General features: G+C 61.7%; 20 protein-coding genes and 1 pseudogene. 12 read left to right on the top strand and 9 right to left on the bottom strand.

The window, feature by feature from the left end; translation table 11 throughout:
* Positions 1 to 66 precede the first annotated feature (66 nt).
* From LQ215_RS22980 to pcaC, 9 genes are all read left to right on the top strand, one after another.
* Positions 67 to 927 (top strand): CoA transferase subunit A, encoded by an 861-nt coding sequence (locus tag LQ215_RS22980; protein WP_230152712.1) that lies wholly within the window; start codon positions 67 to 69, stop codon positions 925 to 927.
* On the top strand, positions 924 to 1703 hold the full coding sequence (locus LQ215_RS22975; RefSeq protein ID WP_230152711.1) for a CoA-transferase subunit beta: 780 nt from the start codon (positions 924 to 926) through the stop codon (positions 1701 to 1703). The genes LQ215_RS22980 and LQ215_RS22975 overlap by 4 nt, the downstream gene beginning before the upstream one ends.
* Entirely contained in the window at positions 1700 to 2905 is a 1206-nt protein-coding gene (pcaF, locus tag LQ215_RS22970; RefSeq protein ID WP_230152717.1) for a 3-oxoadipyl-CoA thiolase, read from the top strand. Before LQ215_RS22975 ends, pcaF begins: the two co-directional genes overlap by 4 nt.
* 37 nt (positions 2906 to 2942) lie before the next feature.
* A complete protein-coding gene (gene pcaH / locus LQ215_RS22965; protein ID WP_122566800.1) occupies positions 2943 to 3647 on the top strand; it encodes a protocatechuate 3,4-dioxygenase subunit beta in 705 nt (234 codons plus the stop codon).
* Between the two features lies 1 nt (position 3648).
* Positions 3649 to 4215: a protocatechuate 3,4-dioxygenase subunit alpha gene (gene pcaG, locus LQ215_RS22960; protein WP_230152710.1), complete on the top strand. Its 567-nt coding sequence runs from the start codon at positions 3649 to 3651 to the stop codon at positions 4213 to 4215.
* 178 nt (positions 4216 to 4393) lie between these two features.
* A complete protein-coding gene (locus LQ215_RS22955) occupies positions 4394 to 5689 on the top strand; it encodes an MFS family transporter (protein ID WP_230152709.1) in 1296 nt (431 codons plus the stop codon).
* Between the two features lie 171 nt (positions 5690 to 5860).
* Positions 5861 to 7225 (top strand): 3-carboxy-cis,cis-muconate cycloisomerase, encoded by a 1365-nt coding sequence (locus tag LQ215_RS22950; RefSeq protein WP_230152708.1) that lies wholly within the window; start codon positions 5861 to 5863, stop codon positions 7223 to 7225.
* A 12-nt stretch (positions 7226 to 7237) separates the two neighbouring features.
* Complete coding sequence (gene pcaD / locus LQ215_RS22945; protein WP_230152707.1) at positions 7238 to 8038, top strand: 3-oxoadipate enol-lactonase; 801 nt, start codon at positions 7238 to 7240, stop codon at positions 8036 to 8038.
* Between the two features lie 9 nt (positions 8039 to 8047).
* On the top strand, positions 8048 to 8440 hold the full coding sequence (pcaC, locus tag LQ215_RS22940) for a 4-carboxymuconolactone decarboxylase (RefSeq protein ID WP_025212299.1): 393 nt from the start codon (positions 8048 to 8050) through the stop codon (positions 8438 to 8440).
* Between the two features lie 208 nt (positions 8441 to 8648).
* Here pcaC and LQ215_RS22935 read toward each other — a convergent pair whose 3' ends face one another.
* Positions 8649 to 9902 carry an OprD family porin gene (locus tag LQ215_RS22935; RefSeq protein WP_230152706.1) on the bottom strand — a complete coding sequence of 418 codons (1254 nt, stop codon included), beginning with the start codon at positions 9900 to 9902 and terminating at the stop codon, positions 8649 to 8651.
* Positions 9903 to 10753: 851 nt separating this feature from the next.
* Complete coding sequence (locus tag LQ215_RS22930; protein WP_230152719.1) at positions 10754 to 10918, bottom strand: hypothetical protein; 165 nt, start codon at positions 10916 to 10918, stop codon at positions 10754 to 10756.
* 389 nt (positions 10919 to 11307) lie between these two features.
* Between LQ215_RS22930 and LQ215_RS22925 the strand changes: the two are divergent.
* Positions 11308 to 11430, top strand: a pseudogene (locus LQ215_RS22925) (DUF6124 family protein); the annotation flags it as partial.
* Positions 11431 to 11725: 295 nt separating this feature from the next.
* Here the strand turns inward: LQ215_RS22925 and adeC are convergent.
* Genes adeC through LQ215_RS22910 form a run of 3 tightly spaced genes read right to left on the bottom strand, consistent with a single transcriptional unit; the run spans position 11726 to position 17505 of the window.
* Entirely contained in the window at positions 11726 to 13183 is a 1458-nt protein-coding gene (gene adeC, locus LQ215_RS22920) for an AdeC/AdeK/OprM family multidrug efflux complex outer membrane factor (protein WP_230152705.1), read from the bottom strand.
* On the bottom strand, positions 13180 to 16344 hold the full coding sequence (gene emhB / locus LQ215_RS22915; RefSeq protein ID WP_230152704.1) for an efflux RND transporter permease subunit EmhB: 3165 nt from the start codon (positions 16342 to 16344) through the stop codon (positions 13180 to 13182). Before emhB ends, adeC begins: the two co-directional genes overlap by 4 nt.
* Before the next feature lie 3 nt (positions 16345 to 16347).
* Entirely contained in the window at positions 16348 to 17505 is a 1158-nt protein-coding gene (locus tag LQ215_RS22910; RefSeq protein WP_230152703.1) for an efflux RND transporter periplasmic adaptor subunit, read from the bottom strand.
* 264 nt (positions 17506 to 17769) lie between these two features.
* On the opposite strand from LQ215_RS22910, the gene LQ215_RS22905 reads away from it, so the two are divergent.
* Positions 17770 to 18402, top strand: coding sequence for a TetR family transcriptional regulator (locus LQ215_RS22905; RefSeq protein WP_230152702.1), 633 nt, complete (start codon positions 17770 to 17772; stop codon positions 18400 to 18402).
* Positions 18403 to 18596: 194 nt separating this feature from the next.
* On the opposite strand, the gene LQ215_RS22900 is transcribed toward LQ215_RS22905, so the two are convergent.
* The 4 genes from LQ215_RS22900 to LQ215_RS22885 form a co-directional block, all read right to left on the bottom strand.
* Positions 18597 to 19223, bottom strand: a complete 627-nt coding sequence (locus LQ215_RS22900) for a hypothetical protein (RefSeq protein ID WP_230152701.1) — start codon at positions 19221 to 19223, stop codon at positions 18597 to 18599.
* A gap of 177 nt (positions 19224 to 19400) precedes the next feature.
* Entirely contained in the window at positions 19401 to 20450 is a 1050-nt protein-coding gene (locus tag LQ215_RS22895; RefSeq protein ID WP_230152700.1) for an alkene reductase, read from the bottom strand.
* A 34-nt stretch (positions 20451 to 20484) separates the two neighbouring features.
* The gene (locus LQ215_RS22890) at positions 20485 to 21651 is read right to left on the bottom strand and encodes an MFS transporter (RefSeq protein ID WP_057449692.1); all 1167 of its coding nucleotides are present in this window, start codon (positions 21649 to 21651) and stop codon (positions 20485 to 20487) included.
* Between the two features lie 18 nt (positions 21652 to 21669).
* The gene (locus tag LQ215_RS22885; protein ID WP_014336977.1) at positions 21670 to 21972 is read right to left on the bottom strand and encodes an ArsR/SmtB family transcription factor; all 303 of its coding nucleotides are present in this window, start codon (positions 21970 to 21972) and stop codon (positions 21670 to 21672) included.
* 155 nt (positions 21973 to 22127) lie between these two features.
* Here LQ215_RS22885 and LQ215_RS22880 point away from each other — a divergent pair, with 155 nt between their 5' ends.
* On the top strand, positions 22128 to 22712 hold the full coding sequence (locus tag LQ215_RS22880; RefSeq protein WP_230152699.1) for an ACP phosphodiesterase: 585 nt from the start codon (positions 22128 to 22130) through the stop codon (positions 22710 to 22712).
* Positions 22713 to 22785: the final 73 nt, after the last annotated feature.

Here is a 22785-nt window from a genome sequence, read left to right as displayed (position 1 = left end):
ACTCCGGCGCTTAACCTCGCGCCTTTTTTCTTCATGTCGGTCTACTGGAAAACGGGAGCCTGCCCCATGGCTGAAATCCTTTCGCTGCACGACGCGGTGAAGCAATTCGTCAACGACGGCGATACCGTCGCGCTCGAAGGCTTCACTCACTTGATTCCTACGGCGGCAGGTCATGAAATCATTCGTCAGGGCAAGAAAGACCTGACCCTGGTGCGTATGACACCTGACCTGATCTACGACCAGTTGATCGGCGCCGGTTGTGCTCGCAAGCTGATTTTCTCCTGGGGCGGCAACCCTGGCGTCGGGTCGTTGCACCGCTTGCGCGATGCCGTGGAGAAACAATGGCCGCACCCGCTGGAAATCGAGGAACACAGCCACGCCGACCTGGCCAACGCCTACGTCGCCGGTGCCTCCGGCCTGCCGTTCGCGGTGTTGCGGGCCTACGCCGGCTCCGACCTGCCGAAGGTCAACCCGCTGATCAAGAGCGTGACCTGTCCCTTCACCGGTGAAGTATTGGCCGCTGTACCTTCGGTGCGCCCGGACATCACGGTGATCCACGCCCAGAAAGCCGACCGCAAGGGCAACGTGCTGCTGTGGGGCATTCTCGGTGTGCAGAAAGAGGCCGCCCTGGCCGCCAAGCGTTGCATCGTCACCGTGGAAGAAATCGTCGACGACCTGAACGCGCCGATGAACGCTTGCGTGCTGCCGACCTGGGCGTTGAGCGCCGTGTGCCTGGTGCCGGGTGGCGCTCATCCGTCCTACGCCCACGGCTACACCGAGCGTGACAACCGTTTCTACCAGGCGTGGGATCCGATCGCTCGGGACCGTGAGACCTTTACCGCCTGGATCAACGAATACATCCATGGCACTCAAGACTTCAGTGAATTCCAGGCCAGGCTGGCAGCCGCTTCGCAGGTGAAACCATGACTTACTCCACCCACGAAATGATGACCGTCGCCGCGGCGCGTCGCTTGAAGAACAATGCCGTGTGCTTCGTCGGCATCGGCCTGCCGTCGAAAGCGGCCAACCTGGCGCGGCTGACCTCGTCGCCGGACGTCGTGCTGATCTACGAATCCGGCCCGATCGGTGCCAAGCCCAGCGTACTGCCGCTGTCCATCGGCGACGGTGAGCTGGCGGAAACCGCCGATACTGTCGTGCCGACCGGTGAGATTTTTCGCTACTGGCTGCAGGGCGGACGCATCGACGTCGGTTTCCTCGGCGCAGCCCAGGTCGACCGTTTCGGCAACATCAACACCACGGTGGTGGGCGACTACCATCAGCCGAAAGTCCGCCTGCCGGGTGCCGGTGGCGCGCCGGAAATCGCCGGTTCGGCTAAGAGCGTGTTGATCATCCTCAAGCAGTCGGCGCGTTCGTTTGTCGATAAGCTGGATTTCATCACTTCGGTCGGCCACGGTGAAGGCGGCGATTCGCGCAAACGCCTGGGCCTGCCCGGCGCCGGTCCGGTGGGCATCATCACCGACCTGTGCATCATGGAACCGGAAGCCGGCACCCATGAGTTCGTGGTTACTGCGCTGCACCCCGGCGTGACCCGCGAGCAAGTCATTGCGGCCACTGGGTGGGCGATCCGTTTCGCCGATCAGGTGCAAACCACCGCCGAGCCGACCGAAGTGGAGCTGCGCGCACTGCGCGACCTGGAAGCTCGCACCGCGGCGGCCCACGGCCAGACACCGGGAGAAGGCTGATGCGCGACGTTTATATCTGTGATGCGATTCGAACCCCCATCGGTCGGTTTGGCGGCGGTTTGTCCACAGTGCGTGCCGACGACCTGGCGGCCGTGCCGATCAAGGCGCTGATGGAGCGCAACCCATCGGTGGATTGGAGCGCGGTGGACGAAGTGTTTCTCGGCTGCGCCAACCAGGCCGGCGAAGACAACCGCAACGTGGCGCGCATGGCGCTGCTGCTGGCGGGCCTGCCGCAAAGCATTCCCGGTGTGACCCTCAACCGCCTTTGCGCTTCGGGTATGGATGCCATCGGCACGGCGTTCCGCGCCATCGCCAGTGGTGAGATGGAACTGGCCATCGCCGGTGGGGTGGAGTCAATGTCCCGTGCGCCGTTTGTGATGGGCAAGGCCGACGCGGCGTTTTCCCGCAACATGAAGCTGGAAGACACCACCATCGGCTGGCGTTTCATCAACCCGTTGATGAAAGCCCAGTACGGTGTGGACGCGATGCCCCAGACCGCTGATAACGTGGCTGATGACTACGCCGTGTCCCGCGCCGACCAGGACGCTTTCGCCTTGCGCAGCCAACAGCGCACGGCGATGGCCCAGGCGGCAGGTTTTTTCGCCGAAGAAATCGTTCCGGTACGCATTACCCACAAGAAAGGCGAAACCGTGGTCGAACAGGACGAACATCCTCGCGCCGAGACCACGCTGGAAACCTTGAGCAAACTCAAACCGGTCAACGGCCCCGACAAGACCGTTACTGCCGGCAACGCCTCGGGTGTCAACGATGGCGCGGCGGCGTTGATCCTGGCGTCGGCCGAAGCGGTAAAAAAACACGGCCTGACGCCGCGTGGCAAAGTGCTGGGCATGGCCAGTGCCGGCGTGGCGCCGCGGGTGATGGGCGTCGGTCCGGTGCCAGCGGTGCGCAAGCTCACTGAGCGCCTGGGCCTGGCGGTCGCGGATTTCGATGTGATCGAACTCAATGAAGCGTTTGCCAGCCAGGGCCTGGCGGTGTTGCGCGATTTGGGTCTGGCGGACGATGCGCCCCAGGTCAACCCGAACGGCGGTGCCATCGCCCTCGGCCATCCCCTGGGCATGAGCGGGGCGCGCCTGGTGATGACCGCGCTGCACCACTTGGAAAAGACCGGCGGCAAGAAAGGCCTGGCGACCATGTGCGTCGGCGTCGGCCAAGGTCTGGCATTGGCAATCGAACGCGTCTGACGCGTCGTTCTACTAATAAGAAACCGAGGAACGCTGCATGACTGACAAGCCTGGTTATCGTCGCCCCCAAGCGGGCACCCAGCCGGAGTATCTGCACCCACCGTACCAGTCCACCAACCTGCGCTCGCCGTCCAAGCCGTTGGTGTTCCTGCCCCATTCGCTGTCGGAAATTACCGGCCCGACTGTCGGCGCCGACCGTTTGCAGGAAAAGGACCACGACCTGACCGCCCAGCATGCCGGCGAGCCACTGGGGGAGCGGATCATCATTCACGGGCGCGTGCTGGATGAGCACGGCCAGCCGGTGCCGGGCATCCTGGTGGAGATCTGGCAGGCCAACGCCGCCGGTCGCTACAACCATGACCGCGACAACCATGACGCGCCGCTGGACCCGAATTTCACCGGCACCGGTCGCACCGTCACCGACGCCGACGGCTGGTATCAGTTCCAGACCATCAAGCCCGGTGCTTATCCGTGGGGCAACCACCACAACGCCTGGCGCCCGGCGCATATCCATTTCTCACTGTTCGGGCCGAGCATCCTGACGCGCCTGGTGACGCAGATGTACTTCCCGGGCGATCCGTTGCTGGAATACGACCCGATCTACAACTGCGTGCCGGACACCCGCGCCAAAGAACGCTTGATCGCCCGTTTCGACCTGGAAAAAACCGTCCCTCACTACGCCCTCGGTTACCGCTGGGACATCGTCTTGCGCGGCCGCGATGCCACGCCGATGGAGAAATAAGATGACGCTCACCGCCACCACGTCCCACACCGTTGGCCCGTACTACCACATCGGCCTGACCTGGCTGAACCGCGAAGATTTGACCGTCACACAAACCCTCGGGCAACGCGTGGCGATCACCGGGCAGGTGGTCGACGGTAACGGCCAGTTCGTCAACGATGCGATGCTGGAAGTCTGGCAGGCCAACGCCGCCGGTAAATACGCCCACCCGGAAGACGAGCAGGACAAACCCCTGGACCCGCACTTCGAAGGCTTCGGCCGGGTGCCGGTGGATGCCGAAGGGCGCTTCCGATTCACCACCATCAAGCCGGGCACCGTGCCAGGGTTGAACGGTACGACCCAGGCACCGCACCTGGTGGTGCTGGTGTTCGCTCGCGGGTTGGTCAAGCATTTGCTGACGCGCATCTACTTCGACGGCGAACAGGCCAACGAAACCGACCCGCTGCTGGCCTGCGTGCCCGAGGAACGTCGTGCCACGATCGTGAGCAAGCCTGATGCGTCGGGTGTGTATCAGTGGAACGTGATCCTGCAGGGCACGGATGCCGAGACGGTGTTCTTCGATTACTGAGTTCACTGGAGAACATCGCGAGCAAGCTCGCTCCCACAGGTGATCTGCATATTGTGTGGGAGCGAGCTTGCTCGCGATGGCGACGGTACAGGCGCTGCTGCTTGAAAGTCTGTTTGTGGAACGGGACTGTTACTAAGTGTGTCTAGACTTTGTTAAGTCCCCAACGAGTGAATAACCCATGACCACCCCAACCAGCCACTACACCGGTGAAGAACGCAGCAAGCGCATCTTCGCCATCGTCGGTGCATCATCCGGCAACCTGGTCGAATGGTTCGACTTTTACGTCTACGCGTTCTGTGCGATTTATTTCGCGCCGGCGTTCTTCCCTTCGGACAACCCTACGGTGCAATTGGTCAACACGGCTGGTGTGTTCGCCGCCGGGTTCCTGATGCGGCCTATCGGCGGCTGGATTTTCGGCCGGGTGGCGGATCGTCACGGGCGCAAGAATTCAATGATGATCTCGGTGCTGATGATGTGCTTCGGCTCGTTGCTCATCGCCTGCCTGCCCACCTACAAGGACATCGGCGTCTGGGCGCCGCTGTTGCTGTTGTTCGCGCGCTTGCTGCAGGGCCTGTCGGTAGGCGGTGAATACGGCACCACCGCCACTTACATGAGCGAAGTCGCCCTCAAGGGCCAACGCGGCTTTTTCGCCTCGTTCCAGTACGTGACGCTGATCGGCGGACAATTGCTGGCGGTGTCGCTGGTGGTGATCCTGCAACAATTCCTCAACGAAGACGAACTGCGCGCCTATGGCTGGCGGATTCCATTTGTGGTGGGCGCCGTGGCTGCGTTGATTTCCCTGTTCCTGCGACGCTCGCTCAAGGAAACCAGCAGCAAGGAAATGCGCGAGAACAAGGACGCCGGCAGCATCGCGGCGCTGTTTCGCGATCACAAGGCCGCGTTCATCACCGTGCTGGGCTACACCGCTGGTGGTTCGTTGATTTTCTACACGTTCACCACCTATATGCAGAAATACCTGGTGAACACCGCCGGCCTGCACGCCAAGACCGCCAGTTACATCATGACCGGCGCGCTGTTCCTGTATATGTGCATGCAGCCGTTGTTCGGCATGCTGGCGGACAAGATTGGCCGGCGAAATTCCATGCTCTGGTTCGGTGGCCTGGGGGCGTTGTGCACGGTGCCGATCCTGCTGACCCTCAAAAGCATCAGCAGCCCGTTCCTGGCGTTTGTCCTGATTACGTTGGCGCTGGCGATCGTCAGTTTCTACACCTCCATCAGTGGCCTGGTGAAAGCGGAAATGTTTCCACCTGAAGTGCGGGCGCTGGGCGTAGGGTTGGCCTACGCGGTGGCCAATGCGATTTTTGGCGGCTCGGCCGAGTACGTTGCCTTGAGCCTGAAGGCCCAGGGCATGGAGAACGCCTTTTACTGGTATGTCACGGTGATGATGGTGGTGGCGTTCCTGTTCAGCTTCCGCCTGCCCAAGCAACCGGCGTATTTGCACCACGACCTTTAAGGCTTGTTTGATTCATGTGGCGAGGGGATTTATCCCCGTTGGGGCGCGTAGCGCCCCTAATCCGCAACTCGGTGTGTCAGGCAGATCGAGTCGACTGTTTGGGGCTGCTGCGCAGCCCAGCGGGGATAAATCCCCTCGCCACAAGGGCATCCATTTTCCGAAGGACTGTTTATGAGCGAACGACCGGGCAATCAGCTGTTCGATGCCTACTTCACGGCCCGCGACATGCGCGAGGTGTTCTGCGATGCGGGGCGGGTCCAGGCCATGCTGGATGTCGAGGCCGCGCTGGCCCGGGCCGAGGCGCGGGTAGGGTTGATCCCCCAGGATGCGGTGGCGCCGATCGAGAACGCCTGCCGTGCCCAGCTGTACGATTTTTCGGCATTGAGCGAAGCGATTGCCAGTGCCGGCAATTCGGCGATCCCGCTGGTCAAGGCGTTGGGCAAACGCATCGCCACTGAGAGCGCCGAGGCCGAACGCTACGTGCACCTGGGTGCGACCAGCCAGGACGTGATGGACAGCGGGCTGGTGCTGCAACTGCGCCAGGCGTTGGGCTTGATCGAGGCAGAGCTGGCACAACTGGCCGTCACCCTGGCCCGCCAAGCCGAACGCTACGCCGCCACGCCGCTGGCCGGGCGCACCTGGTTGCAGCATGCGACGCCGGTGACCCTGGGCATGAAAATCGCCGGTTGGCTGGGGGCGATCACCCGCAGTCGCCAACGTTTGAAAGAACTCAAGCCGCGCTTGCTGGTACTGCAATTCGGCGGCGCCTCCGGAACGCTCGCCGCCTTGGGTGAACAGGCGCTACCTGTCGCCGAAGCCCTGGCCGCCGAGTTGCAACTGAACCTGCCGGAACAGCCGTGGCACACCCAGCGCGATCGCCTGGTGGAGTTCGGCGCGGTGCTGGGGTTGATCGCCGGCAGCCTGGGCAAACTGGGCCGCGACATCAGTCTGTTGATGCAGACCGAGGCCGGCGAAGCGTTCGAGCCGTCGGCGCCGGGCAAGGGCGGTTCGTCGACCATGCCGCACAAGCGCAACCCGGTGGGCGCGGCAGTGCTGATCGGCGCGGCGACGCGAGTGCCTGGCTTGTTGTCGACGCTGTTCAGCGCCATGCCCCAGGAACATGAGCGCAGCCTGGGCCTGTGGCACGCCGAATGGGAAACCCTGCCGGAGATCTGCTGCCTGGTATCGGGTGCCTTGCAACAGGCGCGGCTGTTGGCCGAAGGGCTGGAAGTGGACGCGGCGCGCATGGCCCGCAACCTGGAACTGACCCAGGGATTGGTGCTGGCTGAAGCGGTGAGTATCGTCCTGGCCCAACGTGTGGGGCGCGACACGGCGCACCATCTGCTGGAGCAATGCTGCAAGCGCGCCGTGGCCGAGCAACGGCATTTGCGTGATGTGCTGGGGAATGAACCTCAGGTCACTGCGCAGCTATCCGCAACCGAGCTTGATCATCTGCTCGACCCGGCGCACTACCTCGGACAAGCCCAGACCTGGGTCGCCCGGGCCGTGGCCGAACACCTTGCCTTGAACGCCTGAAAGGAGATTGTTGTGGGATTCGTCAAACTCGCCGAGGGCGATCTGAACTATCGTTTTGATGGGCCGCAAGACGCGCCTGTGTTGGTGCTCTCCAATTCCCTGGGCACCGACCTGCACATGTGGGACGAGCAGGTCGCGGCCTTCAGTGAATACTTTCGCGTGCTGCGCTTCGATACGCGCGGCCATGGCCAGTCGCTGGTCACCGAAGGACCGTACAGCATCGAACAACTGGGCCGCGATGTGCTGGCGATGCTTGATCAGCTGAACCTCGACAAGGTGCATTTCTGTGGCTTGTCCATGGGCGGGTTGATCGGCCAATGGCTGGGGATCAATGCCGGCGAGCGCCTGCAAAAACTGGTGGTGTGCAACACCGCCGCCAAGATCGGCGACCCGTCGGTGTGGAACCCGCGCATCGAAACCGTGTTGCGCGATGGCAAGGATGCGATGGTGGCGTTGCGCGACGCCTCCATTGCCCGTTGGTTTACCCCGGACTTTGCCGAGGCCCAGCCTGCGACGGCGAAAAAAATCACCGACATGCTCGCCGCGACCTCGCCCCAGGGCTATGCCGCCAACTGTGGGGCGGTGCGCGATGCCGATTTCCGCGAGCAGTTGTCGTCGATTCGCGTACCGCTGCTGGTGATTGCCGGCACCGAAGATGCCGTGACGCCGCCGTCGGGTGGGCACTTTATCCAGGAGCGGGTCCGTGGGGCCGAGTACGCCGAGTTCTACGCCGCGCACCTGTCCAACGTCCAGGCCGGCGCCGCGTTCAGCGCGCGGGTGCTGGATTTCCTGCTTGATTCTGGCCGTGCCTGAGGAGTTTTTGTGGACGAGAAACAACGTTACGACGAAGGCATGCAAGTACGCCGCGCGGTCCTGGGCGATGCCCACGTCGATCGCAGCCTCAATGCCCTGACCGAGTTCAACAGCGAATTCCAGGAGATGATCACCCGCCACGCCTGGGGTGATATCTGGACCCGCCCGGGCCTGCCGCGCCACACCCGCAGCCTGATTACCCTTGCCATGCTGATCGGCATGAACCGCAACGAAGAACTCAAGCTGCACCTGCGCGCCGCCGCCAACAACGGCGTGAGCCGCAGTGAGATCAAGGAAGTGATCATGCAGAGCGCCATCTACTGCGGCATCCCGGCGGCCAACGCGACCTTCCACCTGGCCGAATCGGTCTGGGATGAACTGGGCGTCGAATCGCGGGCTTAATGGGCTGCTTTATCCCCTGTGGGAGCGAGCTTGCTCGCGATGGCGGTGGGTCAGCTTGCATCGATATTGAATGTGATGACGCCATCGCGAGCAAGCTCGCTCCCACACGGGATTTTCAGTGAGCACTGATTTTGTGCTCGGCACCGATTCCCTGTGGGAGCGAGCCTGCTCGCGATGACGGTGGTACTGCCTCCCTCCATGTTGGCTTTTACAGCAGGCTGATCGGATAGCTGATGATCAACCGGTTCTCATCGAATTCATTGGTGCTGTAATCCCGACGCATCGTCGAGTTGCGCCACTTCACATTGAGGCTCTTCAGCGCACCGCTCTGCACGGTATAGGCCAGCTCACTTTCACGGCCCCATTCCTTGCCATCGTCGACCGTGGCGGTGTGCACGTTGTCGCCGCTGATGTAGCGGTTCATCAGGGTCAGGCCCGGCACGCCGACGGCGGCGAAGTTGAAGTCGTGGCGCACTTGCCAGGATTTTTCCTTGGCGTTGTCGTAGCTGGAGTTGTAGCTGTCGTTGGCCAGGGTGCCGCCGCTGGTGCCGTTGACGCGCATCCAGGCATCATCGCCGCCGACTTTCTGCAGGCCGACGTAGAAGGTGTTGCCCCCGTATTTGGCCGAGAGCATGGCGAATGCGGTTTTGTTGTCCAGGTCGCCGGCCAGGGCGCTGCCGTCTTCCTTGCCGATGAAGTAACCGAGGTTGGCGCCCAGGGTCCAGTCGCCAATGGGCTGGCTGTGGGTCAGGTTGAAATATTGCTGCTGGTAGATGTCGGACAGTTCCGAGTACCAGACGCCAACCTGGGTGCGTTTTTCGTTGAAGGCGTATTCACCGCCGCCGAAGTTGAAACGGTCGGAGGTGAACGCGCCGCGGCCGTTCATCGACATGTCTTCCATGCTCGCGTCGTTGCGCGGGCTGTTGGCGCGGAATTGGCCGCCGTAGAGGGTCAGGCCGTTGATTTCGGTGGAGGTCACCTGGCCGCCGCGGAAGGTCTGCGGCAGGGAGCGGCCATCATCGGAACGCAGGATCGGCAGCACCGGCATCCATTCACCGACCTTCAGTTCGGTCTTCGACACCTTGGCTTTCAGGGCCACGCCCAAACGGCCGAAGTCGTCGGCCGGGCGACCGTCGTCATGCACTGGCAGCAACTGCGTACCCGCCGTGCCGCGACCGCCGTCGAGCTTGACCGAGTACAGGCCCAGCACGTCCACGCCGAAACCGACCACGCCCTGGGTGAAACCGGACTTGGCGTCGAGGATGAAACTCTGGGTCCATTCCTCGGCTTTGCCCTGGGCGTTGTTCGGGTTGGTGAAGTTGCGGTTGATGTAGAAGTTGCGCAGGTTGAGGTTGACCTTGGCATCCTCGACAAACCCCGATTCGGCGGCCAGGACGGGCAGGGCGGTGCTGGTCAGGGCGATGGCGATGAGGGTGGGGAACAGGTGCTGTGTGGGCTTCATGGGCGTTGTCTCTATTTTTATGGACGAAGCGAGTTGTTGCTGCACTTTTGAGATGCAAGCGGTCGGGTGTAGCCAGGGTCGTTTGGGCGATCGGGGATCAGCCGGGCGAGGCGGGGCGTCGGGGCATGGCGTCGAACCTGTTGTTATTGGTTTTGTGCGAGCGATGGTGAAGGGCGGCCCGGGATCGGTTCAATTGCCGTTTGCGGGTTTTGGGCGATTATCGAACGGCAAAACGATCGATTGGTTGGGCGCATTCCACTGTGGGAGCGAGCTTGCTCGCGATGGCGGCCTGACAGCCTTGGCTGAGTACATATCCATTGCTGCGGTAACGGCGGCTTAGGGTTCCGCCCTGACGGCGGCTCACTTTTGAAGAGCGCAAAAGTAAGCAAAACGCTCCTGCCCCACCACTCGGTGCCTCGCCTAGGCTCGGCATGCCCTCACTCCGGCATTGCTCCGTGGGCCCGCCGCGAAGGGCCATCCATGGCCCAGCGCGACTATCCCGGCATCCATGCCGGGATGCCCACTCCACAATGCCTGCGTTCGGCCATCGTGGTTAACGGGGCGCCTGAGATCAACGTCCACCACGAGGCGGCCTAGTAGCCGACCTGGCTCTTCTGGTCGTACACCCATCAGATCTGTTTGAGCAGCTCCTGTGGGAGCAAAGCTTGCTCGCGAAAGCGGCCTGACAACCGACCTAGCTCTGGCGGCTGTACTTCAATCCACGTGTGGGAGCGAGCTTGCTCGCGAAGGCGGTGTCACAGTCGGTGGAGATGTTGAATTTGCCGGCCTCTTCGCGAACAAGCCCGCTCCCACAGGAGGAACGCGGTCCCCATCAAGAACCAGGTCGGCTACTAGGCCGCCTCGCGGTGGACGTTGATCTCAGGCGCCCCGTTAACCACGATGGCCGCACGCAGGCATTGCTCCGTGGGCACCTCGGCATGGATGCCGAGGTAGCCGCGCTGGGCCATGGATGGCCCTTCGCGGCGGCCCACGGAGCAATGCCGGAGTGCGGGCATGCCGAGCCTAGGCGAGGCACCGAGTGGTGGGGCAGGAGCGCTTTGGTTACTTTCGCGCTTTTCGAAAGTGACTCGCCGTAAGGGCGAAACCCTAAGTCGCCGTTACCACGAAAACGGATATGTACCCAGTCAACAAGAGCAAAGCCAGCTGTCAGGCCGCCATCGCGAGCAAGCTCGCTCCCACAAGATTTGTGGCCGGCCTGACAGACGCGGCGATTTTTCCGACGAGGTTTTAAGGTTGCTGCTCGGAAGCGGTATCTCTAGCTTGTACGTGTCGCTGCCAATCCAGCGACCGGGACTGCAAGCCCGCCGAATTTGTTAGGCGCCAGCGCCCGGACCCACGTCTCGGGCTCCAATTGATGCAGGAGCGCCGTTATGAAAAAACATCGGTCAACGACCTGGCGTTCGACCTGGAAGGCTCGCGGCGGCATGTCGCGCTCGGCGGGGTGCAGATGATCGAGCTGAGTGAAATGTTGGCTAATCGAGCGCTGGATATCATCGATCCGCGTTAGCCAAGTCGGTGTTGAAGCAGACACAAACAAAAAGCCCACCTTCGGTGCAATGCGGTTCATTCAAGAAAAATGATGGATCTGTGGCGAGGGAGCTTGCTCCCGCTCGGCTGCGAAGCAGTCGTAAACCGGCGGGTGTGGTGTGTCTGATGCTCCCCATTTGGCAGGTTTTGGGGCCGCTTCGCGGCCCAGCGGGAGCAAGCTCCCTCGCCACAGGTTTGTGTGTTGAACTCGGAAGCGATTAAAAACAAAAAAGCCCACCTTTCGGTGGGCTTCATGTTCAGCGTTCAAACATCAATCAGAACAACTTCATCTTCGGCGCTTCTTCTTTCACCGGTTCGTTCTTGCCCGCCTCGGCATTCCAGCCACCGCCCAGTGCCTTGTACAAATTGACCTCACTGGTCAGTTGCGCAAGACGGTCAGTGATCAGCGACTGCTGCGCGCTGAACAACTGGCGTTGGGCGTCGAGGAAGGTCAGGTTGCTGTCGACACCGATGCGGTAGCGACGCTCGGCCAGGCGGTAGTAGTCCTGGTTGGCGGCGACGAAGTCGGTCTGGGCCTGCAACTGTTCGTTGTAGGTCTGGCGCGCGGCCAGGCCGTCGGAGACTTCCTGGAACGCCGTCTGAATCGACTTTTCGTACTGCGCGACGTTGATGTCTTTCTGGATCTTGGCGTAGTCCAGGCTCGCTCGCAGGCTGCCGGCGTTGAAGATCGGCAGGTTGATTTGCGGGGCGAAGGTCCAGGTGCCCGAACCACCCTTGAACAGACCGGACAGGTCCGGACTCAAGGTGCCGGCGTTGGCCGTCAGGCTGATGCTCGGGAAGAACGCGGCCCGTGCGGCGCCGATGTTGGCGTTGGCGGCCAGCAGGTTGCGTTCGGCCTGGAGGATGTCCGGACGACGTTGCAGCAGGTCCGACGGCAGCCCGGCCGGCACTTCGCTGAGCAAGTCATCGCTCAACGGCTGCGAGGTCAGGTTGGCCGGCAGGCCGGTGCCCAGCAGCAGGGTCAGGCTGTTTTCATCCTGGGCGACCTGGCGGGTGTAGCGCGCCAGTTGCACGCGGGCGTTTTCCACGGCGGTGCGCGCCTGGCTCAGGTCCAGGGCCGAGGCCACGCCGACTTCGGCACTGCGCGAGGTCAGCTTGAAGCTTTGCTCGTAGGCCCCAAGGGTTTCCTGGGTCAGCTTGAGCAGTTCCTTGTCGGCTTGCCAGGTCAGGTAGGCATTGGCGACGTTGGCCACCAGGCTGATCTGGGTGCTGCGACGGGCTTCTTCGGTGGCGAAATAGCTTTGCAGCGCTTGCTCGCTCAGGCTGCGAACCCGACCGAACAGGTCCAGTTCATAGGCGCTGATGCCCAAGGTCGCCGAGTACGAACTGCTGATGGCCGCTTCACCGGTTTGCGAAGCCCGTGCCGGTACCCGCTGGCGGCTGCCGGAGCCGGTGGCCGAGACCGCCGGGAACAGGTCGGCGCGCTGGATACGGTATTGCGCGGCGTAGGCATCGATGTTCAACGCCGCGACACGCAGGTCGCGGTTGTTTTCCAGGGCAACCTGGATCAGCTGTTGCAACGCCGGGTCATGGAAAAACTGCTTCCAGCCTTGCTCGGCGGCGGCCTGGCCGGGCGCATTGGCCGCCTCGTAGGCCGGGCCTTGCGGGTATTGCGCCGCGACCGGTGCTTCCGGCCGCTGATAGTCGGGGATCAGCGAGCAACCGCTGAGCACGGCGGCGGCGATGGTCAGGGAGAGTAGCGACTTGCTCATTGGCCAGCCTCTTTAGAAGTTTCAGGAGTGTCGTTCGGGTCGGTAGGTTTGCGACGACCCATTGACGACACCGTCACGAAGAACAATGGCACCCAGAAGATTGCCAGGATGGTAGCGGTGAGCATACCGCCAATCACGCCGGTACCGATGGCGTGCTGGCTGCCCGAGCCGGCGCCGGTGGAAATGGCCAGCGGGACTACCCCGAGGACGAATGCCAGGGACGTCATGATGATTGGCCGCAGACGCATCCTGCAGGCTTCGATGGCGGCTTCCACCAGCGTGCGGCCCTGCTCATGAAGTTCCTTGGCAAACTCGACGATCAGAATGGCGTTTTTCGCCGCCAGGCCGATGGTCGTCAACAGGCCCACCTGGAAGTAAACGTCGTTGGACAGGCCGCGCAGGCTGGTCGCCATCAGGGCGCCGATGATCCCCAGGGGCACCACGAGCATCACGGCGATCGGAATCGACCAGCTCTCATACAGCGCTGCCAGGCACAAGAACACCATCAGCAGCGACAAGGCGTACAACGCTGGCGCCTGGGAGCCCGACAGACGTTCCTCGTAGGACAGGCCCGTCCAGGAAATACCAACACCGGCCGGCAGCTTCTTGGCGATGGCTTCGACTTCGGCCATGGCTTCGCCAGTGGAGTAGCCCGGGGCGGGGGCGCCCAGTATTTCCATCGCTTCCACGCCGTTGTATCGAGCCAGTTTCGGCGAGCCATAGACCCACTCGCCCTTGGCAAACGCCGTGAACGGCACCATGGTCCCGGCGCTGTTGCGCACGTACCATTTCTTCAGGTCTTCGGGGCTCATGCGAGCGCCGGGTTGACCCTGCACATACACCTTCTTCACCCGACCGCGGTCGATGAAGTCGTTCACGTAGCTACTGCCCAGGGCAATCGACAGGGTGTTGTTGATGTCCGACAAGGTGATGCCCAGCGCGCTGGCCTTCTCGTCATCGATTTCCAGTTGGTATTGCGGCTCGTCGTTCAGCCCGTTTGGGCGCACCTGGGACAGGATCTTGCTTTGGGATGCCATGCCCAGGAACTGGTTACGGGCTTGCATCAACTTATCGTGGCCAATGCCGGCACGGTCCTGCAGGAACACGTCGAAACCGGTGGCGTTACCCAGCTCCAGTACCGCTGGCGGAGCAAAGGCGAACACCATCGCATCACGGAACGTGAAGAAGTGCTGTTGGGCGCGGGCGGCGAGCTTGAACACGCTGTTGTCGGCGTTACGCTCGTCCCACGGCTTGAGCATGATGAACGCCATGCCGGAGCTCTGGCCACGACCGGCGAAGTTGAAGCCGGTCACGGTAAATACCGAGGCCACGGCATCGCCTTCACCGCCGTCCTTGCTGGGACGCAGCAGGAACTCACGCATCTTGTCCACCACCACCTGGGTACGCTCGGCACTGGAGCCCGCCGGCGTTTGTACCTGGGCAAACAGTACGCCTTGGTCTTCTTCCGGCAGGAACGCCGTCGGGATGCGGGTGAACAGCCAGATCATGCCAACCACGATGAGCACGTAGGCCAGCAGGTACGGGGCCTTGTGCTTGAGCATATTGCCCACGCCACGCTCGTAGCTGCGCACACCACGGTCGAAGTTGCGGTTGAACCAGCCGAAGAAGCCGCGTTTCGGCGTGCCGTGCTCACCCTTGGGGATCGCCTTGAGCATGGTGGCGCACAGGGCCGGGGTGAAGATCAACGCCACCATGACCGACAGGGCCATGGCCGAGACGATGGTGATGGAGAACTGCTTGTAGATCACCCCCGTGGAGCCACTGAAGAACGCCATCGGCAGCAGTACCGCCGAAAGCACCAGGGCGATACCCACCAGGGCGCCCTGGATCTGGCCCATGGATTTCTTGGTGGCTTCCTTGGGTGACAGGCCTTCTTCACTCATCACCCGTTCGACGTTTTCCACCACGACGATGGCGTCGTCCACCAGCAAGCCGATAGCCAGCACCATGCCGAACATGGTCAGGGTATTGATGCTGAAGCCGAATGCCGCGAGGATCCCGAAAGTACCCAGCAGTACCACCGGCACGGTCATCGTGGTGATGATGGTGGCGCGGAAGTTCTGCAGGAACAGGAACATCACCAGGAACACCAGCACGACCGCTTCGACCAGGGTTTCAACCACACCCTTGATCGACTCGCTCACCACCGGCGTGGTGTCATAGGGGAACACCACTTCCATGCCCTGCGGGAAGAACGGCTTGAGGCCGTCGATGGTCTTGCGCAGGGCCTTGGCCGTGTCGAGGGCATTGGCGCCGTTGGCCAGTTTTACCGCCAGACCCGACGCCGGGGCGCCGTTGAACTGGGCGCTGACGCTGTAGTTCTCACCACCCAGGCCGACATCGGCCACATCGCCGACGCGCACTTGCGAGCCGTCCGGGTTGACCTTGAGCAGGATCGCCTTGAACTGCTCGGCGGTTTGCAGGCGGGTCTTGCCGATGATGGTGGCGTTCAGTTGCTGGCCGGGCAGGGCAGGCAAGCCGCCGAGCTGGCCGGACGATACCTGGACGTTTTGCGCGGCAATGGCGTTTTTCACGTCCACCGGCGTCAGGTTGAAATTGTTCAGCTTGGCCGGGTCGAGCCAGATACGCATGGCGTACTGGGCGCCGAAGACCTGGAAGTCACCGACACCGGCGGTACGCGAGATCGGGTCTTGCAGGTTGGACACGATGTAGTTGGCCAAGTCGTCCTTGGTCATGCTGCCGTCGCGCGACACCACGCCGATCACCATCAGGAAGTTCTTCACGGCCTTGGTCACGCGGATACCCTGCTGCTGCACTTCTTGCGGCAGCAAAGGGGTAGCCAGGTTCAGCTTGTTCTGGACCTGGACCTGCGCGGTATCGGAGCTGGTGCCCTGTTCGAAGGTCGCGGTGATGGTCATGCTGCCGTCGGAGTTACTTTCCGAGGACACATAACGCAGGTTGTCGATGCCGTTGAGTTGTTGCTCGATCACCTGCACCACGGTGTCCTGCACGGTTTGTGCGGACGCACCCGGGTAGGTCACCTGGATCGCAATGGCCGGTGGCGCGATACTCGGGTACTGGTTGATTGGCAATTTGAGGATCGATAGAGCCCCGACCAACATGATCACCAGGGCAATCACCCAAGCGAAAATCGGACGGTCGATAAAAAATTTCGACATGGTTTACTCCCCTTTGCCGCCGGCTGCTTTATCAGCTGCCTGAGCGGGGGCCGGGTTCTTGGCATCGACATTGGTGGCTTCGGTGGCTTTGACTTCCACCCCGGGCCGTACGTATTGCAAACCTTCGGTGATCAGGCGGTCGCCGGCCTTGAGCCCATCTTCGATCAGCCACTGGCTGCCGACGGTGCGACTGGCCTTGAGCTGACGCAGTTCGACCTTGTTGTCCGGGCCTACCACCAGGGCAGTTGGCATGCCTTTGAGGTCGCGGGTCACGCCTTGCTGCGGGGCGAGGATCGCCGCGCTGTTCACGCCGGCCTGCAGTTGTGCATGGACGAACATGCCCGGCAGCAGCGTGTGGTCCGGGTTCGGGAACACGGCGCGCAGCGTCACCGAGCCGGTGGTCTGGTCGACCGACACTTCGGAGAATTCCAGCTTGCCCTCGTGCGGGTACTGGCTGCCGTCTTCCAGGGTCAGCTTGACCATGGCGGCGTTATCGCCGGCCTTTTGCAGACGGCCGCTTTCCAGCTCACGGCGCAGTTGCAGCAGCTCGACCGAACTCTGTGTCACGTCGACGTAGATCGGGTCCAGTTGCTGGATAGTTGCCAGGGCGTCGGCCTGACCATTGCTCACCAACGCGCCCTCGGTCACCGCGGAACGACCGATACGGCCGGAGATCGGCGCGTAGACTTTGGTGTAGCGCACATTGATCTGGGCAGTCTGCAGATTGGCTTCCGACGTCAGGCGGTTGGCCACGGCGGTGTCGTATTCCTGACGGCTCACCGCCTGTTCGTCCACCAGTTGCTTGTAGCGATCGGCAATCGACTTGGTGGAACGCAGGTTGGCCTCGGCACTCTTGAGGTTCGCTTCATAGACGGCCGGGTCGATCTGATACAGCTGCTGGCCGGCCTTGACATCAGCGCCTTCCTTGAACAGCCGCTTGAGGATGATGCCGTTGACCTGTGGCCGCACTTCGGCGACGCGGAACGCGCTGGTGCGCCCCGGAAGCTCCGACGTCAGGGTAAAGGGTTGGGTCTTGAGGGTTACGACGCCGACCTGAGGGGGTGGTGCGGCAGGTGCCGCCTCTTCCTTTTTGCATCCGCTGAGCAGCGATGCCAGGGCGATGGCGGTAACCAGAGCGGTAACAGCTGGCTTCAATTGCATGGAAATCCTCGGGGCCAGGCGCGTAACAGGCGCATTTGAAAATGGAAAGTGGAAAAAGAGCAAGATAAGCAATTAGTAGGATGCTAAGAAATATACTTACGTACACGGTTGTTTGTAAACAGCCAAATTGCGTACCATCCGGATTTACACAAGCCTTACAAAGGCCGATGCGGACCGAGGACGCGTGCTCATAGGCGCCGCTTACAGATTGTCCTGCTGATCCTTACGCATCGCTTACGCATCCTGATTGAGGTGTTCACTGCCATGGTTCGTCGTACCAAAGAGGAAGCCCTGGAGACGCGCAGCCAGATACTCGAAGCGGCCGAAAAAGCTTTTTTCGAGCGAGGCGTGGCGCGTACCACGCTGGCCGATATCGCGACGCTCGCCGGCGTGACGCGTGGTGCCATCTACTGGCATTTCAGCAACAAGGCGGACCTGCTCCAGGCCATGCTCGATACCTTGCATGAGCCGCTTGACGAGCTGGCACGCGCCAGCGAAAACGAGGAAGAGCTTGATCCCCTGGGGTGTATACGTAAATTGTTGGTGCGGTTGTTCCAACAAGTGGCCCTGGACCCGAAAACCCGGCGCATTAACGAAATTCTGTTCCATAAGTGCGAATTCACCGATGAAATGTGCGATTTGCGCCAGCAGCGGCGCCAGGTCAGCCTTGACTGTAACGTGCGTATTGCCTTATCGCTGCGCAACGCGATGAAACGTGGCCAGTTGCCGGATGACCTGAATCCCGAAAGGGCGGCGGTCGCCATTCATGCCTATATCGACGGCATCCTCTATCAGTGGCTGCTGGCCCCGGACAGTTTCGCGCTGGCGGGTGAGGCCGAGCGCTGGGTGGACATCGGGCTGGACATGCTGCACCTAAGTCCTAGCCTGCGCCAATGAAACAAAATGCGTAATCGAGTCGGTTCGTGTCAACGCCTGCGCACGAGGAGGCTGTTATAAACCGACATTGCTGCGGTTGATAGGCTGTCGACCGCGGATTTTGTACAAATTTTGTTTCGTTCATGACGCGTCGGTCGACAGGCCGCCAAAAACTATAGGCCGTCCCGCCAGGGTAGCCTGACGCAATGGCCTGTTCAGGTCAGCGTCAGTTCCAGAGTAAAGCTGTAGGGTTCTTCACTCGCCACGTAAGTGATGCGTGCCGCACAGTCGACTGGGGTCGTGCCGGTGGACGTGACTTTGTGTGTCCGGATGGGGGTCAACGTCGGGGTGATAACGCCGAAGGACGAGTTGACGCGTAGACCAACGTCAAGGCGGAAACCCACGGCGTTGTCGCCGAACTTGATAAAGTGTCGGTAGATGTCCTTGCTGCGGCTGCCCAGCCCCCTGGAGTAAATGAAGTCAAACTTAAAAGTCAGGAAGTCCCAGGGACGAATATCAATGAAACGCTGCTCGCTTGCGCTTAAATCGATCGTGCTGGTATTCGCCGTAAAAGCATGAGCGGTATGGTTATTGATCTGCACCACCAGGCGGGTACGCTTTGGCTGAATGTCTTCCCTTTCCCAGGTTTGAACCCTGTTGTCTACCTCATCTTTCTGTTGCGCCTGTTTTGCAAGGGCTCTGAGTATCTCCATGGTGTCGTCCGTATCAAGTGACGCCGCGTATTTGTACAAGATGTCCAAAGGCGCGTAATTAAAGTTCTGGAGCAGTTCCTTGAGAGAGCTATCTTCGAGGTGAGCGCTGTTTTTAGTCGCATCATTCATGTCGAGTTCCATCTTGATATGAAAAGTTAATGGGGGCGAATGGCTGTATCGTTTTGTTCGGGAGGCTAATATGCGTAATCGAGGGTTTTTTAGAAAGTTTGAAAGTTTGACTGGATATTGAAGTTCAATAAAAAAGCCCTGGCTCTTTCGAGGCAGGGCTTATTACTTTCCAGTGGATCAAAGAACGGGGTAGTCGATGTACCCCACCGGGCCTTTCCCATAGAAGGTTTCCGGATGCGCCTCATTCAATGGCGCGTCGGCTTTCAAGCGTGCCGGCAGGTCCGGGTTGGCAATGAACGGCACACCGAAGGCGACGGCATCGGCCTTGCCTTCGGCCAGCCAGGCATTGGCGCTGTCCTTGGTGAAGCGTTCATTGGCGATGTATGGGCCGCCGAAAGCCTGCTTGAGTTGCGGGCCGATGCTGTCATCGCCTTCCTTCTCGCGGGAGCAGATGAAGGCGATGCCACGCTTGCCCAGCTCGCGAGCCACGTAGCTGAAGGTTTCCAGGCGGTTCTCGTCACCCATGTCATGGGCGTCGGCGCGCGGTGCCAGGTGCACGCCAACCCGGCCGGCGCCCCAGACTTCAATGGCCGCGTCGGTTACTTCCAACAGCAGGCGGGCACGGTTTTCCAGGGAACCACCATATTGGTCGGTGCGCTGGTTGGTGCTGCTTTGCAGGAACTGGTCGAGCAGGTAGCCGTTGGCGCCGTGGATTTCCACACCGTCGAAACCGGCGGCCTTGGCGTTCTCGGCACCGACGCGGTACGCCTCGACGATGTCGGCGATTTCAGCGGTTTCCAGTGCGCGCGGCGTCGGGTAGTCGGCCAGCGGACGCACCAGGCTCACGTGGCCTTTGGGCTGGATCGCGCTGGGGGCCACCGGGGTCTCGCCGTTCAGGTACGACGGATGGGAGATCCGGCCCACGTGCCACAGTTGCAGGAAGATCTTGCCGCCAGCGCCATGGATCGCCTTGGTGACGTTGGACCAGCCGCGCACCTGGTCGTTGGACCAAATGCCCGGGGTGTCCGGATAGCCCACGCCCATCGGTGTGACCGAGGTTGCTTCGCTGAGGATCAGGCCGGCGGAGGCGCGTTGCACGTAGTACTCGGCCATCAGCGCGTTGGGCACGCGACCTGCGTCGGCGCGGCAGCGGGTGAGCGGGGCCATGATGATGCGGTTCTTCAACTCGATGTCGCCGAGTTTGATGGGGTCGAAAATAGTCGCCATGAAATACAACCTCGAAAGTGGAAGGGGTTAAAAGTCAGTGAGTTGCCGGCGCCAGGTCGGCATTGCCGCCCTGGCGGAAAGTGATCAGGGTGACCAGCAGCGCCAGCACGGCCAGCGCGCCGGCGGCCAGGGGCACGGAGGTCAGGCCCAGGCCATGGTCGATGACACTGCCGCCGACCCAGGCGCCCAGGGCGTTGCCGATGTTGAAGGCACCGATGTTCAGGGTGGACACCAGGTTGGGCGCATCTTTGCCGAAGGTCACCACGTTGACTTGCAGGGCCGGCACGGCGGCGAAGCAGGCGGTGGCCCAGAGGAACAGGGTGATTTCGCTGGGGATCAGCGCCACGCTGGTCCAGCTCAATACGGTGGACACCACGGCCATGGTGAGGAAGACGCCCATCAGCGTGTTCGCCAGGCTCTTGTCCGCCAGCTTGCCGCCGATGATGTTGCCCAGGGTCAGGCCCAGGCCGATCAGCACCAGGGTCCAGGTCACGCCACGGGGCGATACGCCGGTCACTTCACCCAACAGCGGGGCGACGTAGGTGAACAGGGTGAACACCGAGGCGGAGAACAGCGCGGTCATGCTCAGGGACAGCCACAGGCCGGCCCCCTTGAGCGCTACCAGTTCCGAGCGCATATCGAGTGTTTCTTCATCGCGCTTGGCTGGCAGGAAGCGAATCAGGCCGATCAGCGCAATGACGCCAATGACAGTCACTGCCCAGAAGGTCGAACGCCAGCCGGCTTCCTGGCCCAGGGCGGTGCCCAGCGGTACGCCGAGCACGTTGGCCAGGGTCAGGCCGGTGAACATCAAGGCCACGGCCGAGGCGCGCTTGTTGGGCGCCACCAGGCCAGCGGCCACCACCGAACCGATACCGAAGAACGCGCCGTGGCACAGGGCCGTGACGACTCGGGCGAACATCAGCACGTTGTAGTCGCTGGCGATGGCGCAAAGCAGGTTGCCGACGATGAAGATCCCCATCAACACCACCAGGGCGGCCTTGCGCGGCAGCCGCGCGGTGGCCAGGGCCATGAACGGCGCGCCGATGGCCACGCCCAGGGCGTAGCCGGTCACCAGCCAGCCGGCGCCGGGAATCGACACGCCCAGGTCGGCCGCCACGTCGGGCAACAGGCCCATGATGACGAACTCGGTGGTGCCGATGGCGAAGGCGCTCAGGGCCAGGATCAGGAGTGAGAGGGGCATGATGAGGTCCTTGTCAGGTCAGAGCTCTTGGCTCATTTGCTTGAGGAACTGCTGGATCACGTCCTCGTTGCGTTTGAAGAAGTGCCATTGACCGACCTTCTGGCTGGTGATCAGCCCCGCCCGTTGCAACACCGCCAAGTGCGCAGACACCGTGGATTGCGACAGGCCGCAACGCTGGTCGATCTGCCCGGCGCAAATGCCGAATTCGTGGTTGTGCAACTGTTCCGGGAACTGGACCTTGGGGTCTTTGAGCCAGTTGAGGATGTCTCGCCGTACTGGGTGCGCCAGGGCTTTTATTATTTCGTCGAGGTCGAGGGTCATGGTGGCAAGCTCGGGGTTGATAAAACGCTATATCGCGATGGAGCGAACCTTAAATCGTTATTTCGCGATATACCAATATGGATTTGATCTGAATGCCGAACAAATCGCTATATCGGGTTATAACGATATTGGCGGGGTGGTGCTAAGCTGCGGCCATGAACTATCTCGCGCACCTGCACCTCGGCGGCCCTGGCCGGGAACAACTGCTCGGCAGCCTCTACGGCGATTTCGTCAAGGGCCCGCTGCAAGGGCAATTCGACCCGCGGATCGAAGCGGCGATTGCCTTGCATCGGCGCATCGACATGTACACCGACCGCCATCCCTTGGTGGACATCGCCCTGTCGCGCTTTTCCACCGTGCGACGGCGCTATGCCGGGATCGTGCTCGACGTGTTTTTCGACCACTGCCTGGCCCGGGACTGGACGTTGTACGGCGAAGGGCCGCTGTTGGACTTCACTTCCCGGGTGTACCAGGTACTCGGCACCGAACCGCAGCTGCCGGGACGCCTGGCGCACATCGCGCCGTTTATGGCGGCGGACGACTGGCTGGGGTCTTATCAGGAGTTCGAGGTGCTGGGGCAGGTGTTGCGCGGCATTTCCCGCCGCTTGTCCCGCCCCGAGGAGCTGGCTGGGGCGATGCCGGAGTTGATCAGGCTCTATGAGCCGTTGAGCGAAGACTTTCGGTTGTTCTACCCGCAACTGCAGGATTTTGCTCAAAACCAAGTCACGCTGCAGGACTAATTGTGGGAGCGAGCTTGCTCGCGATAGCGGTGTATCAGCCAGCACATCTGCTGAATGTTAAGCCGCTATCGCG

The sequence above is a fragment of the Pseudomonas brassicacearum genome, from assembly GCF_918698105.1.
Lineage (GTDB): Bacteria > Pseudomonadota > Gammaproteobacteria > Pseudomonadales > Pseudomonadaceae > Aquipseudomonas > Aquipseudomonas brassicacearum_F.
The sequence above is the reverse complement of the archived record's forward strand: the minus strand, read 5'-3'. Positions and strand labels throughout refer to the sequence as shown.

Excerpts from the sequence above, each read along its gene's own strand:
- LQ215_RS22880 (WP_230152699.1), top strand. The coding sequence starts at position 22,128 with ATGAACTATCTCGCGCACCTGCACCTCGGCGGCCCTGGCCGGGAACAA.
- LQ215_RS22885 (WP_014336977.1), bottom strand. The coding sequence starts at position 21,972 with ATGACCCTCGACCTCGACGAAATAATAAAAGCCCTGGCGCACCCAGTA.
- LQ215_RS22895 (WP_230152700.1), bottom strand. The coding sequence starts at position 20,450 with ATGGCGACTATTTTCGACCCCATCAAACTCGGCGACATCGAGTTGAAG.
- pcaG (WP_230152710.1), top strand. The coding sequence starts at position 3,649 with ATGACGCTCACCGCCACCACGTCCCACACCGTTGGCCCGTACTACCAC.
- adeC (WP_230152705.1), bottom strand. The coding sequence starts at position 13,183 with ATGAGCAAGTCGCTACTCTCCCTGACCATCGCCGCCGCCGTGCTCAGC.
- pcaH (WP_122566800.1), top strand. The coding sequence starts at position 2,943 with ATGACTGACAAGCCTGGTTATCGTCGCCCCCAAGCGGGCACCCAGCCG.
- emhB (WP_230152704.1), bottom strand. The coding sequence starts at position 16,344 with ATGTCGAAATTTTTTATCGACCGTCCGATTTTCGCTTGGGTGATTGCC.
- LQ215_RS22980 (WP_230152712.1), top strand. The coding sequence starts at position 67 with ATGGCTGAAATCCTTTCGCTGCACGACGCGGTGAAGCAATTCGTCAAC.
- LQ215_RS22935 (WP_230152706.1), bottom strand. The coding sequence starts at position 9,902 with ATGAAGCCCACACAGCACCTGTTCCCCACCCTCATCGCCATCGCCCTG.
- LQ215_RS22955 (WP_230152709.1), top strand. The coding sequence starts at position 4,394 with ATGACCACCCCAACCAGCCACTACACCGGTGAAGAACGCAGCAAGCGC.
- LQ215_RS22950 (WP_230152708.1), top strand. The coding sequence starts at position 5,861 with ATGAGCGAACGACCGGGCAATCAGCTGTTCGATGCCTACTTCACGGCC.
- LQ215_RS22910 (WP_230152703.1), bottom strand. The coding sequence starts at position 17,505 with ATGCAATTGAAGCCAGCTGTTACCGCTCTGGTTACCGCCATCGCCCTG.
- LQ215_RS22975 (WP_230152711.1), top strand. The coding sequence starts at position 924 with ATGACTTACTCCACCCACGAAATGATGACCGTCGCCGCGGCGCGTCGC.
- LQ215_RS22900 (WP_230152701.1), bottom strand. The coding sequence starts at position 19,223 with ATGAATGATGCGACTAAAAACAGCGCTCACCTCGAAGATAGCTCTCTC.
- LQ215_RS22930 (WP_230152719.1), bottom strand. The coding sequence starts at position 10,918 with ATGCCCGCACTCCGGCATTGCTCCGTGGGCCGCCGCGAAGGGCCATCC.
- LQ215_RS22890 (WP_057449692.1), bottom strand. The coding sequence starts at position 21,651 with ATGCCCCTCTCACTCCTGATCCTGGCCCTGAGCGCCTTCGCCATCGGC.
- LQ215_RS22905 (WP_230152702.1), top strand. The coding sequence starts at position 17,770 with ATGGTTCGTCGTACCAAAGAGGAAGCCCTGGAGACGCGCAGCCAGATA.